The 17,338-nt window shown below is 59.8% G+C and carries 15 protein-coding genes and 5 tRNA genes; 5 read left to right on the top strand and 15 right to left on the bottom strand.

All coding sequences use genetic code 11. From position 1 onward, the window contains the following. Positions 1-44: 44 nt before the first annotated feature. Complete coding sequence (gene murA, locus QWU44_RS11450) at positions 45-1,307, bottom strand: UDP-N-acetylglucosamine 1-carboxyvinyltransferase (protein WP_370915807.1); 1,263 nt, start codon at positions 1,305-1,307, stop codon at positions 45-47. A 93-nt stretch (positions 1,308-1,400) separates the two neighbouring features. Between murA and QWU44_RS11445 the strand changes: the two genes are divergently transcribed. Beyond that, a complete protein-coding gene (locus QWU44_RS11445) occupies positions 1,401-1,985 on the top strand; it encodes a cob(I)yrinic acid a,c-diamide adenosyltransferase (RefSeq protein WP_370915806.1) in 585 nt (194 codons plus the stop codon). A 64-nt stretch (positions 1,986-2,049) separates the two neighbouring features. Here the strand turns inward: QWU44_RS11445 and ramA are convergent, their stop codons facing one another. Further along, complete coding sequence (ramA, locus tag QWU44_RS11440) at positions 2,050-2,889, bottom strand: acetate metabolism transcriptional regulator RamA (RefSeq protein ID WP_370915805.1); 840 nt, start codon at positions 2,887-2,889, stop codon at positions 2,050-2,052. An 805-nt stretch (positions 2,890-3,694) separates the two neighbouring features. Here ramA and cysK point away from each other — a divergent pair. Both cysK and epsC read left to right on the top strand, forming a co-directional pair. Continuing rightward, entirely contained in the window at positions 3,695-4,630 is a 936-nt protein-coding gene (gene cysK / locus QWU44_RS11435; RefSeq protein WP_370915804.1) for a cysteine synthase A, read from the top strand. 113 nt (positions 4,631-4,743) lie between these two features. After that, positions 4,744-5,331, top strand: coding sequence for a serine O-acetyltransferase EpsC (gene epsC, locus QWU44_RS11430; RefSeq protein WP_370915803.1), 588 nt, complete (start codon positions 4,744-4,746; stop codon positions 5,329-5,331). A 78-nt stretch (positions 5,332-5,409) separates the two neighbouring features. On the opposite strand, the gene QWU44_RS11425 is transcribed toward epsC, so the two are convergent. The 8 genes from QWU44_RS11425 to QWU44_RS11390 all read right to left on the bottom strand — a co-directional run bounded on the left by QWU44_RS11425 (position 5,410) and on the right by QWU44_RS11390 (position 9,590). After that, a complete protein-coding gene (locus QWU44_RS11425; protein ID WP_370915802.1) occupies positions 5,410-5,724 on the bottom strand; it encodes a GNAT family N-acetyltransferase in 315 nt (104 codons plus the stop codon). 49 nt (positions 5,725-5,773) lie between these two features. After that, on the bottom strand, positions 5,774-6,436 hold the full coding sequence (locus tag QWU44_RS11420; protein WP_370915801.1) for a lipocalin family protein: 663 nt from the start codon (positions 6,434-6,436) through the stop codon (positions 5,774-5,776). Between the two features lie 85 nt (positions 6,437-6,521). Beyond that, positions 6,522-6,594 (bottom strand) — tRNA-Phe (locus QWU44_RS11415). 25 nt (positions 6,595-6,619) lie between these two features. After that, positions 6,620-6,693: transfer RNA gene (locus tag QWU44_RS11410), tRNA-Asp, on the bottom strand. A 226-nt stretch (positions 6,694-6,919) separates the two neighbouring features. Then, positions 6,920-6,993 (bottom strand) — tRNA-Asp (locus QWU44_RS11405). 36 nt (positions 6,994-7,029) lie between these two features. Next, positions 7,030-7,105, bottom strand: a tRNA-Glu gene (locus QWU44_RS11400). Between the two features lie 582 nt (positions 7,106-7,687). Then, positions 7,688-7,763, bottom strand: a tRNA-Lys gene (locus QWU44_RS11395). A 297-nt stretch (positions 7,764-8,060) separates the two neighbouring features. Beyond that, positions 8,061-9,590 carry an acetyl-CoA hydrolase/transferase family protein gene (locus QWU44_RS11390; RefSeq protein WP_370915800.1) on the bottom strand — a complete coding sequence of 510 codons (1,530 nt, stop codon included), beginning with the start codon at positions 9,588-9,590 and terminating at the stop codon, positions 8,061-8,063. A 364-nt stretch (positions 9,591-9,954) separates the two neighbouring features. Between QWU44_RS11390 and dusB the strand changes: the two genes are divergently transcribed. Together dusB and phoU are read left to right on the top strand one after the other, a co-directional pair. Then, complete coding sequence (gene dusB / locus QWU44_RS11385) at positions 9,955-11,124, top strand: tRNA dihydrouridine synthase DusB (RefSeq protein ID WP_370915799.1); 1,170 nt, start codon at positions 9,955-9,957, stop codon at positions 11,122-11,124. Between the two features lie 84 nt (positions 11,125-11,208). After that, positions 11,209-11,946 carry a phosphate signaling complex protein PhoU gene (gene phoU / locus QWU44_RS11380; protein ID WP_370915798.1) on the top strand — a complete coding sequence of 246 codons (738 nt, stop codon included), beginning with the start codon at positions 11,209-11,211 and terminating at the stop codon, positions 11,944-11,946. A gap of 160 nt (positions 11,947-12,106) precedes the next feature. On the opposite strand, the gene pstB is transcribed toward phoU, so the two are convergent. The 5 genes from pstB to mshD form a co-directional block, all read right to left on the bottom strand. Next, positions 12,107-12,883 carry a phosphate ABC transporter ATP-binding protein PstB gene (gene pstB / locus QWU44_RS11375; protein ID WP_370915797.1) on the bottom strand — a complete coding sequence of 259 codons (777 nt, stop codon included), beginning with the start codon at positions 12,881-12,883 and terminating at the stop codon, positions 12,107-12,109. A gap of 57 nt (positions 12,884-12,940) precedes the next feature. Next, complete coding sequence (pstA, locus tag QWU44_RS11370) at positions 12,941-13,876, bottom strand: phosphate ABC transporter permease PstA (RefSeq protein WP_370915796.1); 936 nt, start codon at positions 13,874-13,876, stop codon at positions 12,941-12,943. Then, entirely contained in the window at positions 13,876-14,937 is a 1,062-nt protein-coding gene (gene pstC / locus QWU44_RS11365) for a phosphate ABC transporter permease subunit PstC (protein WP_370915795.1), read from the bottom strand. Before pstC ends, pstA begins: the two co-directional genes overlap by 1 nt. 68 nt (positions 14,938-15,005) lie before the next feature. Beyond that, on the bottom strand, positions 15,006-16,112 hold the full coding sequence (gene pstS, locus QWU44_RS11360) for a phosphate ABC transporter substrate-binding protein PstS (protein ID WP_370915811.1): 1,107 nt from the start codon (positions 16,110-16,112) through the stop codon (positions 15,006-15,008). A gap of 278 nt (positions 16,113-16,390) precedes the next feature. After that, the gene (mshD, locus tag QWU44_RS11355) at positions 16,391-17,326 is read right to left on the bottom strand and encodes a mycothiol synthase (protein WP_370915794.1); all 936 of its coding nucleotides are present in this window, start codon (positions 17,324-17,326) and stop codon (positions 16,391-16,393) included. Between the last annotated feature and the right edge of the window lie 12 nt (positions 17,327-17,338).

Genomic DNA, 17,338 nt, shown 5'->3' with positions numbered 1-17,338 from the left:
AAATAGCGATTTAAGAAGAATGAAGGACAGGCGAACCGGAAGGGTCAGCTCGATTCAGGAACCCGGCGAACGTCCGCACCGAGATCGTTCAGGTGCTCTATGAACCTCGGATAACCACGATCAATATGGAAGACCTCCCGGACCTCGCTCTGTCCCTCAGCACAGAGCGCAGCGAGAACCAGAGCCGCACCGGCACGAATGTCGCTCGACCAGACCGTGGTCGATGACAGTTGAGGCACACCCCGAACGACGACATGATGGCCATCGACAGATGCGGTCGCCCCTAGCCGAAGCATCTCACCCACAAACTTGAAACGAGACTCGAAGACATTTTCCGTAATCATCGACATTCCCTCGGCGATGGACGCCATACCAATCGCCATCGGCTGAAGATCCGTCGGAAAACCCGGAAACGGGAGAGTCTGGTAATCCACTGCGGTCGGGCGTCTGTCCATACGTACCCGGAAGCCGTTCTCGTACGTCTCGATGTCAGCACCGGCCAACTTGAGCTTCGCCAACGGGAGATGGAGTAACTGCGGAGAAATACCTCCGACAGTGATGTCACCCCGCGTCATGGCAGCGGCATACGCCCATGTTCCAGCAACAATCCGGTCAGCCACGACCGTGTGCTCGGTAGGCCGAAGTTCATCGACGCCCGTAATGGTCAGGGTGTTCGTTCCCGCACCCTCGATCTTCGCCCCCATGTCATTAAGAAGTTCACAGAGGTCGACGATCTCCGGCTCCCTTGCCGCGTTATCAAGGACGGTCACCCCGTCGGCGAGCACCGCAGCCGTCAGAATGTTCTCTGTGGCTCCCACGGAAGGAAAATCGAAACGAATTGTCGCTCCTTTGAGACTCGGAGCCCTGGTAACGAGACACCCATGCCTGATCTCAGTCTCCGCCCCCAGGCGTTCGAGACCGCTCTGATGCATATCAAGCGGCCGGGACCCGATGGCATCGCCACCGGGAAGCGCGACCACAGCCTCCCCGCATCTCGCGGTCAACGGACCGAGAACACACACTGACGCACGGAACTGCCGCACCGCCTCAAAATCAGCACGACTGCGCAGTACCGCAGGTGTGGTGATACTGACGTCCGGGCCATCTATCTCCACCTCACAGCCCAGCCCCCGAAGGACATCTCCCATCAGAGGGACGTCAAGGATCTCCGGACAGTTCCGGAGCAACGTTGTTCCCTCCGCGAGGAGCGCCGCAGCCATGAGCTTCAGCACACTGTTCTTTGCACCGGTCACTTTCACGGAACCGGACAGTCGTGCGCCGCCTGTTACCAAAAATCGTTCCTTCACAGTTCAACAGCCTAACGGTTCCACGAGCATCGTGTTGCCTGGAACACTCCCCCGAAGTCCCGCGCATAGAAGATTTTGTCTAGCTTGGGGAACATGGCTGTCCACCTCACCAGGATCTACACACGTACCGGAGACGACGGTACAACCGCACTGTCCACTTTCGAGCGAGTATCCAAGAATGATTCCCGTCTGGTCGCCTACGCCGAATGTGACGAGACCAACTGCGCGATCGGACAGGTTCTCGCCCTCGGCCGACCGTCCGAACACGTCGCCAGGGTGCTCCGCCGGATACAGAATGAGCTCTTTGACGCCGGTGCGGATCTCGCGACCCCCATCGAGAAAAACCCGAAGTATCCAGCGCTCCGGGTGAACCAGAGCTACATTGACCACATAGAGTCCGACTGCGACCGGTTCAACGCGGATCTACCTACGCTCAGCTCTTTTATTCTTCCCGGCGGGACTCCCTCGGCCGCCTTGCTGCACACCGCGAGGGTCATCGCGCGACGGGCGGAACGAGCCGCATGGAACGCCGTCGAGAATCATCCGGAGACGACATCCGTTCTGCCCGCCCAATACCTGAACCGACTATCGGACCTCCTGTTTATTCTTAGCAGAGTCGCCAATGACGGTGATGACGTCACCTGGGTTCCGGGGTCGGGTAGACATACCCATCCGTGAGACGCGAAGGTGCCCCGGACCTTTCAGATCCGGGGCACCAACGACGGAGAGGGAACAGCGAAGATCAGGGCAGCGCGCCGATACGACGGGCGGCGTTGACCGCCTCATAGCGGGTGTGCGCCCCCAGCTTCCGCATGACGCTGCGCAGATAGGACTTCACGGTCTCCGCACCGATCCCCATCTCTTCAGCAGCTTCAACGTTCGTGTGACCGAGTGCGACACATGCCAGGACGTCAAGCTCACGTGCGGACAGCTTGGTCGTCTGCTTCACACGAACCGGTGTCACCATCTGGTCGCAGAGTTCCTCCAGCTCAAGACGAAGTGCCTCGTCCTCCACACGATTCGCGAGCATCCGTAGCTTCGAGTGCGTGGAACGGATCTGCTCCCACTCAGCACCGTTCATGATCCGGCCGGATTTCGCTCCGGCACGGCCTCCTTCACTACGGCGGACGGCACAGTTGATGGCAAGTTCCTGCTCGAGCGTGCGGGCGGTCATCGTGACTTCCTCGATAACCTTGTCCCCGAGGCGCACGGGGGAATGCACCCCGACATAGAGAACCCCACGAATCTCGCGGTGGACGATGACAGGAACCGCGACCAGCGAAAACAGCCCCTCATCCTGAATGACGCTGTCGTATTCGTGTGAGATGACGTTCGCACGCGTGTAATCACTAACCCCTACCGGACGCCTAGTGGTGACAACCCGCCCACCAACACCACAGCCGTGGTCGATGATGAGGTTCTGCAGAGCCGGGGTCCGTAATCCGACCCAGGCACTTATCTGCAGCCGGTTGTCCGGTAGAACCGTCGCGAACATCGTCACCGGAATGCCGGTCGCCGTTCTTAACGACGAGAGTGCTGTGCGAATCGCCTCTTCATCGTCTTTCGTGCGTTGTGAGTCCACGTATACCTCCTGCGCGTCCACCCGGTCAGGTGCCCCCGTCGAGTGAGTCAATATCTTCCGTAAGTGCAGTATAACCACGCCCCAAGGGGGTGAGAAGGCCGCTCATCACGGTGATTATTCGCCGAATCAGGAAAACGGGCGTCCGGCTAAGGGGTGATGTGGTCTCTCCCATCGCCCCCTACGCGTCCCCCTGTGAACAGTGTTAAACGAGATTCACCAATCGAGAACCGGTCACCGCCCCCTACAGTGACCCGACCCCTTCCCACAGCGCGTTCATAATCTTGGTCATACCAACATTTACACCGCTCAACCGGACAGCAAAACCACTAACCCCCAGCCCTCGAAATCACTTTCGAAGAGGTTGAGACGTGAACCCATTCCCCATCCACAACATTCCCCCCACATGGACCATTAAAAATGCTACCCCCCGCAAATCACCCCCAACACTGTTCACGCCCAAACGCAAGGCGTAAGAAACATCACTTTTTTTCCAAACAGTCGATGCGCCCACCCACCCACATAAGGGGGACATCTAGTCAGCAGCACCCGACAGAACGCCGACCCAGACCATCGCCACACCTCCAGGAAACCAGCAGAGGTAGACCCCCTGGCCAGTAATAAACACTCCCCGCCCCACACTCCACACCCCAGCACGCATCTACACACCCCAATACACGAAACAGACAAACTTGTCTATAGTCCGGTCTATTTGTGGTGTAGCGTGACAGCCATGACCCGGGATATGACCACGGTCATAGAACAACAACACGGCAGATCAACGCAGATCAACAAGGAGTTTTTCAATATGGCGAACATTCATGACAACATCACCGAAACCATCGGTAATACACCCCTGGTCCGATTGAACCGCATGACGGAGGGGCTTGACGCCCAGATCCTGGTTAAGCTCGAATCATTCAATCCGGCAAACAGCGTCAAGGACCGTATCGGGCTCGCCATCATCAATGCTGCAGAGGCTGACGGCTCCCTAAAACCTGGCGGCACAATCGTGGAAGCGACCTCCGGGAACACCGGAATCGCCCTGACCATGGTCGCGGCCGCCCGGGGCTACAACGTCATCCTGACCATGCCTGAGACCATGTCCATGGAACGCCGTGTCATGCTCCGTGCATATGGTGCCGAAATCGTCCTCACCCCGGGTGCCGCGGGTATGCAAGGCGCCGTTGACAAGGCCAACGAAATCGTTTCTGAGAACGACGGCGCAATCCTGGCGCGACAGTTCGCCAATCCTGCGAACCCGGCGATTCACCGTGCTACCACCGCCGAGGAGATCTGGAACGACACCGACGGCAACATTGACATCTTCGTCACCGGAGTCGGAACCGGCGGTACCGTCACGGGTGTCGGTGGTGTTCTGAAGGAACGCAAGGATGATGTCGAGATCTACGCGGTCGAACCTGCTGAATCAGCTCTCCTGTCCACCGGTAAAGCTGGTCCCCACAAGATCCAGGGCCTCGGCGCAAACTTCGTTCCCGACGTTCTCGAACGCCGAGTGCTCACCGATGTCCTCACGGTGAGCAATGAAGATGCCATTGCCACCGCACGCGACCTCGCACGAAAGGAGGGCATCCTCGGCGGAATCTCCACCGGGGCCAACGTCCGGGCAGCGCTGAACCTCGCAGCCCGGCCCGAGAACGCAGGAAAGACCATCGTGACCACGGTCTGCGACTACGGGGAACGCTACGTCTCGACCGTGCTCTTCGACGACATCCGCAACTAACGCGCTTTCTGAAGGCACGAACCCTTCACCAGACTAAAGAGGGGTTACGGGCCAGGCACTCCGAACGGTGGCACCGACAGAGAGCATCACCTGCGCTGATAGGATTGGCAGCCATGTACCGCCTGTTGAGGACGCTCAGAGAAGACCTGACCAATGCACGCGAGCACGACCCTGCGGCACGCGGCGACGTCGAGAACGCGATCGTCTATTCTGGCCTGCACGCGATCTGGTCACACCGCATCGCTCATGCACTATGGACACGTGGACTCCGTGGTCCGGCCCGGATACTCGCCCAATTCACGCGTTTCCTCACGGGCGTCGAGATTCACCCGGGTGCCACCATCGGCCGCCGATTTTTCATCGACCACGGTATGGGCATCGTGATCGGCGAAACCGCCGAGATCGGCGACGGCGTTATGCTCTATCACGGGGTGACTCTCGGGGGTCAGGTACTCACCCAGACCAAACGACATCCCACCCTTGAGGACAATGTGACCGTCGGAGCCGGCGCAAAGGTTCTCGGACCGATCACAATTGGTCGTGGGAGCGCAATCGGGGCGAACGCCGTCGTCACCAAGGACGTTCCCGCCAATCACATCGCGGTTGGTATCCCAGCGGTCAACAGACCCCGTAAAACCAATGAGTGCAAGAAGCTCGTCGACCCGGACCGCTACGTCGACAAGGAGCCACCGCTATTTTGAGTTTCTTCCTCTAGCAAAGTGGATGAGGGGCCACCAGTTAGGTGGCCCCTCATCCACTTTCCAAAGATTCCCTGCCAATTACACCGATCCATCAAGACCGTCAACGTACGCGGGATGCTTCGAGATGAAATGCTCGACAGCCGAACACGTCGATCTATAGGCGAGATTCGCCTCAATCGTGTCATCCAGGGCGAATCTGATCAGTCGCGAACTCAGACCACTGCCCCTGTAATCGGAGTGGATCACTGTGTGGTTGAAGTCGCGTAACGCGGGTTCCCCGAGGCGTGAGGTGAGGAGTTCATAGGATACGTACCCTGCTTCCACTCCATCGATCGTGATGACATACCGCTGGGAATCCACGTCATGGATGAAACCAGGTCTCGTGGTGTTCATTGTCCGGCCCCGATCTGAATAGCTCTGGCTGGTTCACGTCCTACACGGTTCACAGAGTGCACAGTGGCCGATATCCCTCCACGCCTCCGGTGACGGGCGAGGTAATGAACGTACACGGGTTGTACCCTCGCTCAGCAACGGTGTCACGAACCTGCCGCCACTCGGACTCCATGAGATCAGCCTTCCTCGACAGGACGAAACCGGCAGTCCGTTCCGGGTTACCGACAATCACGGTCTCGCCGTCCGCAGAGATCCAGGTAACCCGGTAGTTGGCCGGTCCATCCGGATTCTGGAACGGGACTCCCTTAAAGGCGACACGAAGTGACGCCTTCGTCCCGAGGTCGGTGACCCGTGCGGTGCCCTCGATCCCGGATGGATTACCGAACCAGTCAGTACAGGTGTTGATGACCCTGATCGTGCTCTCCGACACCTGTTCATAGGTTGCGCGGGTGTCCCGCGCACACTGGAGGCTAAATATCTGCGGCAACACGGCGATCTGATTCCAGGTGCCCTGATAAGCGACCAGATCAAGTTGATCAATTTGAGAAAGCTCCCCCGGTGAACTTGTCAGAGACGAAGTGACCGGGATCCCCCTAAAACCCTCAGCTCCATTTTCAGATGCCGAGGCCGGCCCCGGAGACTGCCCCCCGAGGATTAAGAGGGCAGTAACGAGGCCCACGGACGGTAGATACTTCCGAAATGAAATTCCCATCTCATCACCGTACATGACCTAGACAATCAGCCGATAGACACAAACAACCCCCGTTCTGGATACTTCCAGGACGGGGGTTGATTTGTGGCCAGAGCCAGGATCGAACTGGCGACCTTCCACTTTTCAGGCGGACGCTCTACCGACTGAGCTATCTGGCCATAAGAATGTCCGAAGACAATCTCGCGACCCTGACGGGACTCGAACCCGCGACCTCCGCCGTGACAGGGCGGCGCGCTAACCAACTGCGCCACAGGGCCTTACTCTTTGTGCATCGGAACATCCCTTTGCACGAGAGGAAACTTTACACAGTGCGAGGAGTTTCAACAAATCCACAGTACAAGACAGCTTCCGGGGACCTTACCCTGCTGCCGCCAGCCCCGACACGAACCATCCGCACAACTCTGGACCACGCATACCTCCGCGAAGAGATTCACCCGTGACAGAGAAAATCCCCGGAAGCTGAAATGCTTCCGGGGATGACTGCGACCCTGACGGGACTCGAACCCGCGACCTCCGCCGTGACAGGGCGGCGCGCTAACCAACTGCGCCACAGGGCCTCATTCTCTTTTTACGCCCCTCGATACATTGAGGGGTGGTACTCCCAACGGGATTCGAACCCGTGTCGCCGCCGTGAAAGGGCGGTGTCCTAGGCCCCTAGACGATGGGAGCTCACAACTACCCACAAGTGATAAACACTGTGCGAAGCAGCTTGCTCAAAATATACTTGCCAACGGCGCTCTACACAAAACCATGAGGTCAGAATGGGTATTTGCGTTACACAGACGGGCATCTCCGACTACCAACGACACCACGGAGCCCGCCACGCGCTGCCATCACCCGCCCCGGTCAAACCCCAACCGATGATGCGACAACCGTGATCTAAAACCGCGAAACAGCGAATCCTTCCGGACAGCGAACTCTACGACGTCTCTTTCCCGATTCCATGGGAACTTCATAAGCCACACGGGACAGGAAACCACCAGGGGCGCACAGAGCCTCACCAACCCCACAGTGAGCCACGGACCCACACGTCCTGTACACGGCCCCACGGAACCGAGCGAAACCCAATACGGGGCACGTAACAGAGCAGCCGGATCCATGCCCGACACTGGCGCCCCCGTTCCCACCACCCCAAGCTCGACCGAATCAACCATTGGTTCAGAATCCACACGGCCGTACCGATGATGGCCCCGCCACCACAGTGCGAAAAACCCTCCCGCCGCGACTTGGGTCGTGGCGGGAGGGTTTTCTTGGTGGGCCCTGTGGGGCTCGAACCCACGACCTGCGGATTAAAAGTCCGTAGCTCTACCAACTGAGCTAAAGGCCCATCCGGAATATCCTTCCGGAGTCCGCTCCTGGGGGCAGACAAGTGTTCATTGTAGCGCCCTATTCCATCAGAAAGAAATTTCCCCGGAAAGACCTCCCCCAAGCCGTTCGTTAACGTCACTCCACGGGACTCACACAACCTCTGACTGTACGTTTTCCTCAGTCCGCTGAAGATGTCCTGCACCCCGCCCCAGCCTTCTCCCGAACGGCACACTCTGGGTGCGACACAGAAAGAACCGGCCACACGCACACCGGAGAGGCGTGTAGCCGGTTCTGAAGTAAACTTGTCCCGAAAGTACTATTTCTTCTTCGGGGTCTTCTTCATGGAGCCGGTCTCCAGGAAACGCTGGTGGAAACTCAGCGCCTCAGAGAGGATATGCGGGGTCTGCATCATCTTCTTCTCCTTGGCCAGGTGAAGAGCCTTGTCATAGTACTCCTGCAAGAGCGGGCGGTAGTCCGGGTGAGCCAGTGCAATCATCTTGTCGACACGCTGACGCGGTGCGAGACCACGGAGATCCGCATAGCCATACTCCGTGATGATGACCTTGACGTCCTGCTCGGTGTGGTCGATGTGGGACGCGAACGGAACGATAGCGGAAATATCACCGCCCTTCGCTTCGGAAGGGGTGATGAATGACGAGATATACCCGTTACGCGTGAAGTCCGCAGAACCGCCGACGCCGTTCATCATCCGGGAACCAGTGACGTTGGTGGAGTTGACGTTGCCGTAAATGTCAGCCTCGACGAGTCCGTTGGTGCAGATCAGTCCGAGCCTCCGGACCACCTCGGGATGGTTGGAAACGGACTGGGGCCGGAGGATGATGGTGTTCCGGTAGCGCTTGGCGTCCGCGTTCATCTTCTCGGCATACTCGGGGGAGAGGGAGAACGAGGTCGCGGAGGCGACGGTCATCTTCCCCGCGTCAATGAGGTCGACCATGCCATCCTGGATGACCTCGGTGTATGCCTTGATGTTCTCGAACTTGGAGTCGAGCAGACCCGCCATGACGGCATTCGGAACGTTCCCGACACCGGACTGCATGATGTATCCGTCATAGGTCAGGCGCCCGGCGCGGACCTCGCCTTCGAGGAAGTCGAGGAAGTTTCCGGCGATCTTCTGGGAGATTTCATCTGCGGGCTTGAACGGTGCGTTCCGATCCGGAGCATCGGTCTCCACGATGGCGACAACTTTGTTTGGATCGATGTCTATGTAGGTCTTGCCGATTCGCTGGCCAGCCTCGGTCAACGGAATCGGGATCCGGTTCGGCAGCGATGGCATCCGCCAGATGTCAGCCATCCCTTCAAGCTCCGGCGACTGCCACGAATTGACCTCGATGATGATCTTCTCGGCGGCATCCAGGTACTCGACGTTGTTTCCAACGGATGATGACGGAACAATGTGTCCTTCGTCGGTGATGCGGGTCGCTTCGACGATCGCGACGTTCATCTGACCGAAGAAGCCCTGTTCGACGTACATACCGGACTCGGAGAGATGGTAATCGGCGTAGAAGGTCGTGCCGTCATTGATCTTGCTCCGCAGCGTCGGGTCCGACTGGTAAGGGGTACGGAACCGGAGAGCGTCGGCCTCAGCAAGGACACCGTCGCAGTCATCGGCGGTGGAGGCGCCGGTGAACAGGTCGATCATGTAACTGTTGCCCTTGGCGTGCTCTTCCTTCGCCCGTTCCGCAATGGCTTTGGGGAGCGCCTTGGGATAACCGGCCCCGGTGAAGCCTGAGATACCAACCTTGTCTCCGTCGTTGACGAATTGGGCGGCCTCTTCGGCAGACATGACCTTACTCTTGAGCTGAGCGTTAGCGATCCGGTCAGACATTAAATCTCCTCCTGAGTACCTGTTAGCCGACCAGCGGCGTCCAGGGAATCGATTCGCCATCCGCCCCCGGGTAAAGAGAATGTGATGTACCCGTTGCGTTGACGTCTAAGTTACGTGGACCACGATACATCGCTGCCCCCCAACATGCCCCCACAACCCAACAGTTTTCTCCTACAAGCTGGTAAATGACACCCCCAACACCCCCTCCAGATGTGCTTCACCCCACAGTTTAGGAGGATCGCTTCCCCTCCACGCACCCGCAGCGCACCCGTCTCTGCCGAATGCACCGACATGAGCAAACCCGACCCCGATCCTTCCGGAGAGTGGTTTGTCTCGGAGGCACCACACACCGGACAATGGGACGGTGACTGACGCTACCGACCGTTCCCACGCTCTGACCATCGGGCCACTATCCCTCGGGTCTCCCGTCGTACTCGCCCCCATGGCCGGGGTCACCAACGTCGCCTTCCGAACCCTCTGTCGCGAGCAGGAGAAGACGAAAATGGGGAGTGTAGCGGGACTCTACGTCTGCGAAATGGTGACGGCCCGGGCACTCGTGGAGCGAAACGAGAAGACCCTTCATATGACGACTTTCGCCCCGGATGAGACACCCCGCTCACTGCAGTTGTTCACCACTGACCCCGAATACACCTACCGAGCAGCCAAAATGGTCGTGGACAACGATATGGCCGATCACATAGATCTCAATTTCGGATGTCCCGTCCCGAAGGTGACCAGGAGGGGCGGTGGTGCGGCGCTACCCTATAAACGTCGCCTCTTCGGAAACATCGTCTCCGCAGCCGTCCGTGCAACGGAAGGGACAGATATTCCCGTCACCGTCAAGTTCCGGGTGGGTATCGACGCCAACCATCTCACGCATCTTGATGCCGGTCGCATCGCCGTGGAATCGGGCGCCCGCGCCGTCGCACTCCACGGACGGACCGCAGCCGAACGCTACTCCGGCCACGCGGACTGGTCACGTATCGCGGAACTCAAGGAGCATCTTGCGGGCACAGGAGTTCCCGTTCTCGGGAACGGCGATATCTTCGCAGCCTCGGATGCCCGACGGATGATGGACGAGACGGGATGCGACGGTGTCGTTATCGGACGAGGTTGTCTCGGACGCCCCTGGTTGTTCGCCGAACTCTCCGCTGAGCTGACCGGACGCCCCTTGCCTCCGCAACCCGCACTCGGCGAGGTGTCCACGATCATCCGTCGTCACGCTGAGCTACTCGTCGACCATGATGGTGAAGAGAAAGGTTGTCGTGACCTTCGCAAACACGTCGGGTGGTACTTCCGTGGTTACCCCGTGGGCGGTGACGTGCGGAGGGCATTGGCTGGGGTGTCCTCACTGAAGGAGCTCGACGCTCAACTCGCTCCACTCGCGGGATCCGAAGCACTGCCCGATGACGCGGAGGGACCACGCGGTAGACAGGGATCACCTGGGCGGGTTCTCTTACCCGAAGGCTGGCTGGACGATCCCGAGGATGCAACCGCACCCATCGACGCCGACGTCGAGAACTCCGGAGGCTAACCCGGTTTTCAGGTGGCCGCACACCTGCGGGACAACCGCTCCGGGCGGCGGCGGACCGGCGTCGTTACATCTATAGTGGCTGTTATGCGAACCTCATACCGGGAACATCTCGACGCCTTCGCCCATGATCTCATCATCATGTGTGATCAGGTTCATTCGATCATGGGCAACGCGTCCGACGCGCTCCTCAAGCAGGATCTCCAGTCTGCGGAGAAGTCCCTGTCACTCGTCGATGACCTCGAGGTGGTCCGTCTGCGCTGCGAGGAACGTGCCGTTCAGCTTCTTGCCCTCGAAGGGCCTCTCGCCCGGGATCTACGGCAGGTCGTCTCCTCCATCTACATCGTTGAGGACATGTACCGGATGGGTGTTCTGGCGAAGCATGTCGCCCGAACAGCCCGCCGCAGACATCCCGAAGCGGCGGTACCGCAGCCCCTGACGGGTTATTTTCAGGAGATGGCGCGCGTCACGCTGGAGATGAGCGCGAAGGTACGCGAGATCCTCATCGATCCGGATGTCGATGTCGCCCTCGTCTTCGGTGCAGATGATGATGCGGTCGATGATCTGCATGAGCACCTGTTCACGGTCCTGACCAAGCGGGACTGGCCGTTTTCCACCACGGCAGCGGTCGACGTGACCCTCCTGAGCCGCTACTACGAGCGTTACGCGGATCACGCGGTCAATGTCGCTAGCCGCATCGTCTACCTGAGCACCGGGCTGATGCCACGTGACTACATGGCCAAACGACGTGAGGACGAGGCGGACGCCGATATTGAGCGGCGGTTCGAGGAGCTTGAGCGCCGATTCTCCCGAAGTGGCCACTAACCTGGTTCCTGAAGGAACGTCAGCCGACACCTCCATCACGACGGGATTCTGTCCACGGGAGGCCGGTACGACGTCACCGAGCCGTTACGGCCTCAAAACAGAAAAACCGGTTCCACCATCCGTAACTGGTGGAACCGGTTTTTTGTGCTGCGGGGTTGAGTTATCCGAATCGACCGGAGATGTAGTCCTCGGTCTCCTTTTTCTGTGGGTTCTCAAAGATCCTGTTGGTGGGGCCGACCTCGACGAGGCGCCCGGGCTTGCCTGTTGCTTCAAGGGAGAAGAACGCCGTCTGGTCGGATACGCGAGCGGCCTGCTGCATGTTGTGGGTGACGATGACGATGGTGTACTCCTGCTTGAGCTCATCAATGAGCTCCTCGACCGCGAGAGTCGAGATGGGGTCTAGGGCAGAGCAAGGCTCGTCCATGAGCAGAACCGCGGGTTCCACAGCGATGGCACGGGCGATGCACAGGCGCTGTTGCTGCCCACCGGAGAGACCGGAACCAGGCTTATCCAGGCGATCCTTGACCTCTTCCCAGAGGTTCGCGCCCCGAAGAGAGCGTTCGGCCACTTCCTTGAGCTTGGTCTTGTTCCGTTCGCCCGCCAGCTTGAGCCCGGCGACGACGTTCTCTTCAATGCTCATCGTCGGGAACGGGTTCGGCTTCTGGAAGACCATGCCGATGGTGCTACGGACGGCGACGGGATCGACGTTTGGTGCATAGATATCCTCGCCGTCCAGGAGGATTTCACCTTTGACCGTCGCACCCGGTGTGACCTCATGCATACGGTTGAGGGTCCGCAGCACCGTCGACTTACCGCAGCCGGAGGGACCGATGAACGCGGTGACGGCGTTCGGCGGCACTTTGAGGGAGACATCCTGTACGGCGTGAAAGTCACCGTAGTAGATGTTGACGTCCTTGAGATCGAGGCGCTTGGCCATGTGTTCTGTGTCTTTCTGTTCCAGGATGTGCGGAGTTGATGCGGGAAAGGACCCGGGTCACTTCTTTTTTCCGGTGACCCGGAGAGAGAGTATGCGGGCTGTGATCGTGAGGACCGCGATGAGGACGACAAGTGTCAGCGCGGCACCCCACATCTTGTCGACGACTGCGGGGGAGGTACCCGCGCGATACATGTCGAGCATCATCAACGGAAGCGAGGATTGGGAGTTTCCGGTCGGGTCCCAGTTGATGCCCTGGGTCGAACCGACGAGAATCAGGACCGGGGCGGATTCACCCATGATGCGGGCGATGGCGAGCATGATGCCGGTGACGATACCGGACCAGGCAGTGGGTAGGACGATCTTGACGATGGTCTTCCAGCGGGGGACACCCAGCGCATAAGAGGCTTCACGCAGATCCTGTGGGACGATGCGGAGCATTTCCTCTGTGGTACGCACGACGACGGGAACCATGAGGAGGACGAGTGCCAGGGAGACCGCGAAGCCGGAACGGTTGAATCCGAACAACGCGATCCAGACCGAGTAGATGAACAGTGCCGCGACGATCGACGGCACACCGGTGAGGATGTCGACCATGAAGGTGGTCACCTTGGACAGTCGATTGTTGGCACCATATTCGACGAGATAGACGGCCGTGAAGACACCGATCGGGATCGAGAAGAGGGACGCGACACCGCACTGGACGAGAGTACCGATGATGGCGTGAACCATGCCGCCACCGGGTTCGGTGTAAAGCACTCCGAGCTGGGATTTCGTCCACCAGTCGAGGCTGAGGGTGACCCGGATTCCTTTGATGAGTACGTCCGCGAGGATCCAGACGAGGGGGACGAGTGCGATGACCATACAGGTCCGGATGACCCACCTGGAGATCACATTGGCGTTCCGCCTGGATCCGGAGAGCTTGGGGAAGGTGGGCGCGGCGCCAATGACGTCATGCCCGCTTCCGGTGTCCTGGGAGAGGGAGGTTGCGTTCATCAGGCCTTGCTCCTGTTCTTGATGACGGCGCGGGCACCTGCGTTGACCACGAAGGTCAGGAGGAACAGAACCAGGCCGGCCGCGATGTAGGCACCTGCTTTGAGGTTGTCGTTGAATTCCGGCGCGGCATTCGCGATGGCGGTGGCGAACGTCGTACCACCATCGAAGAGAGAGGCACGGAACGATGAAGACGGGGAGACGACGAGATAGAGGGCCATCGTTTCACCGAGAGCACGTCCGAGGCCCAGCATGGAACCCGAGATGTAGCCGGAGAAACCGAACGGCAGGACGGTCATCTTCACGACCTCCCAGCGGGTCGCACCGAGGGCGAGTGCGGATTCCTTGTGCCCGACGGGGGTCTGCACGAACACCTCACGGGCGGTGGCTGCGATGACCGGGAGGATCATGATCGCGAGCACGACACCACCGGTGAGAACATTCCGGGAGGTGGAGAATGCCGGGGAGTTCGCGTAGTGCCGGAACAGGAAGAAACTGTCGGCATGCGCATTGATCCAGGTGAAGACTCCGCCGAGTACCGGACCGAGGACTGCCGCGCCCCAGAGTCCGTAGACGATGGAGGGGACAGCCGCGAGGAGGTCGACGAGGAATCCGAGGGGCCTGCGTAGTCGTTCGGGTGCATAGGAGGAGAGGTAGATGGCAACGCCGAGGGCGATGGGCATCGCCAGGGCGAGAGCAACCAGAGAGACCGTGACGGTTACCGCGAGGAGGTTCGGGATACCGAACAGCATCGCACTGGTGTCACTGGTGTTCCAGTCGCCACCGTAGGTGAAGAATCCGGTTAATCCCTCGGCGTTGTTCATCAGTGCGGGGACCGCACGCCAGAGCAGGAAGAAACCGATCGCCCCGATCAGAACGGTGATGGTGACCGCCGAGGTCGTAGCAATTCCCTTGAAGATCCGGTCGTTACGGCGGTGGGCGGTTCCGGCGGTGCGGAAAGCGCCGGGCCCGGTGCCGACGGGCGTGTCAGCGATGGTCGGTTGTGCCAGGTCACCCTGGACTCCCGACTGGCGACGCCCAGATGTGGAGAGTGGCTTCGTCATGTCTGATGTGTGTCCTCGTGAGGTGCGGAGATACGGAATGCGTGCCCCGGTCCGGGACACGCAGGGTGCTACTGGATCGCGTCGACGGCGTCCTTGAGTTTCTGGGCGTAGGCACCGGAAACCGGAATGTAACCCTGCTTCTCGAGGCGCTCATTCTGGGTGCCGAGAGCAACGGTGAGGAAGTCCTTGACCATCTTGGAGGTCTCCTCGTCGTACCCTGCTGAACAGACGATCTCGTAGGTGGTGAGGACGAGCGGGTATGCCCCTGCCTTCTTCATCTCGAACAGCTTCGCGGAATCGACGACCATGTTGTGGCCCTCGGTCTTGTAGGTGAGGTTGTCCAGTGCTTCACCAACGGTCTTGTCATTGAGTTCCACGGCCCCCTCACCGAAATCGATCTGGGCGATTTTGAGGCCCTGCTCGGTGGCGAAGCCAGCCTCAACATAGGTGATGCCGCCGTTGGTTTTGGACACCTCGGAGACAACACCGTTGGAACCGTTGGCACCTGCACCGGTGGCCGAGGGGAAAGACTTACCGGTGGTGGACCAGTCGTTCGGGGCGGAGGCCTTGAGGAACTTCTGGAAGTTGTCGGAAGTACCGGACTCCTCGGAGCGGTAGATGACGTTGATGCTGGTATCCGGAAGGTCAACGCCGTCATTCAGCTTCGCGATGGCCGGATCATTCCACGAAGTGATCTTACCGCCGAAGATCTTGGCGATGACCTCGGGAGACAGAACGATATCGTCGCTCACACCCTCCAGGTTGTAGGCCACGGCGACTGGACCGATGACGAGCGGAAGGTGCCAGACCTCGTTGCCACCGCAACGCTTCTCAGCGTCCGGGATCTGCTCGTCGGAGAGCGGGGAGTCAGAGCCACCGAAGGCGACCTGGCCGGCGATGAACTGCTTCTGCCCGGAGCCGGAACCCGAAGCGGTGTAGTTGAACTGGGCACCGGAAACCTGCTGCTGGTACACGGTACCGAAGAGGTCCATGGCCTTCTGCTGCGACGACGCACCCTCAGCGGACAGCGTTCCGGTGGTGCCGGAAAGCCCCTCGATGGAGCCGCCGCCACTACCGGTGACAGTGGTGTCAGCGGACTCGGAGCAGGCGGTGGCCGCGAGGGAAACGATGGCGATACCACCGAGAAGGGCGGCACGACGGGAACGATTGCGGATCACTTCGGAATTCCTCCATGGATGTGGTTGGGGTGTTCACGGCAGTTTTCCCTGGTGATGCCGCAGAACATGAAAGTCCGCGGCGGAAAAATGAACCACACCGCCCCGATGTCTGCGGGAGTGCGGTCCGTTTGCCTCGTCCATGAAGCTAGAGGGTGGAGGTGTCCCGGGCGGGCCCTGCCAGTGAACAAAAGGTTAATTCAGGCGGAAAGCTGCGAGAACCACCCCGGGGAAGACCCATTATTCCCAGTTCACCATGGATGGTGTCACCCCCTCAATCACCTCTCCGTGGAGCCGTATGCGACATGCCGCTCACGTACCTCGAAGCCGAGTCGTTCATAAGCAGCCACGGCTGCGGCGTTGTCCGCTTCGACGTAGAGGATCACTTCTTCCGCCCCCCGGTCGATGAGGTACCGGAGTCCTGCCGCAACCAACATTCCTCCGAGTCGACGCCCACGGAATCCATCGGCCAGCCCCACGACATACACTTCACCGGTGGCATGTCCGTCCTCGCTTTCACCGTGCCACTTGGTCCAGTGGAATCCAGCGAGTTCAGGTATCCGACCGGATTCCGTGTCTTCCCCGGCATCACCCCAGAGAAGACGAACCCCGTGGGGATCGAACCAGTCGGTGTCCTGCCCGCGAGCGAGCTTCGCGGCATCCCACCCTCCCTGCTCAGGGTGCCAGTCGAAGGCCTCATTGTTCACCCGGAGCCACTCGGTGTCAACGATGTCCCGACCAAAGCGGCGGCGGGATTCGACGAGATCGAGAATCCGGTAACCGCCCCGGTCCGGTGTCTCCGCAGCCGCAACGAGCCGGGGTCCGCCGATTCTCATCACCAGGAGTTCTCTGACCGGGGTGAGCTTCTGTTCCCGACTCCAGGCAACGGCAGCAGGAAGATTACCGTGGGCCCAGACGGTTACGGCGCCGAAAGTCTCCACGAGGGTCCGGAACAGAGCGGTTCCCACTCCTCTCCGACGCCAGGCTGGATCGACCACCAGCTCTGCAGTCGTACCGTCGAGCGCCGCCGCTCCGATGAGGTGACCGTCGTCATCAAGGACCGATACGTGCCGGTGTCCACGATCACCACCGTCGTCGAGCCCGAGAAGAAACTGCTCGGAGAATGGCTCAATACCGTCGTTCTCCGCAGCACGGGCATTCAGTTCACGGATATCCACCGCGGGGGTCGGCGCGGCAGTGTCAGTGGGTGTCATCGTACGGATCTC

This window comes from Corynebacterium sp. CCM 9203, from assembly GCF_041357675.1.
Lineage (GTDB): Bacteria > Actinomycetota > Actinomycetes > Mycobacteriales > Mycobacteriaceae > Corynebacterium.
The sequence above is the reverse complement of the archived record's forward strand: the minus strand, read 5'-3'. Positions and strand labels throughout refer to the sequence as shown.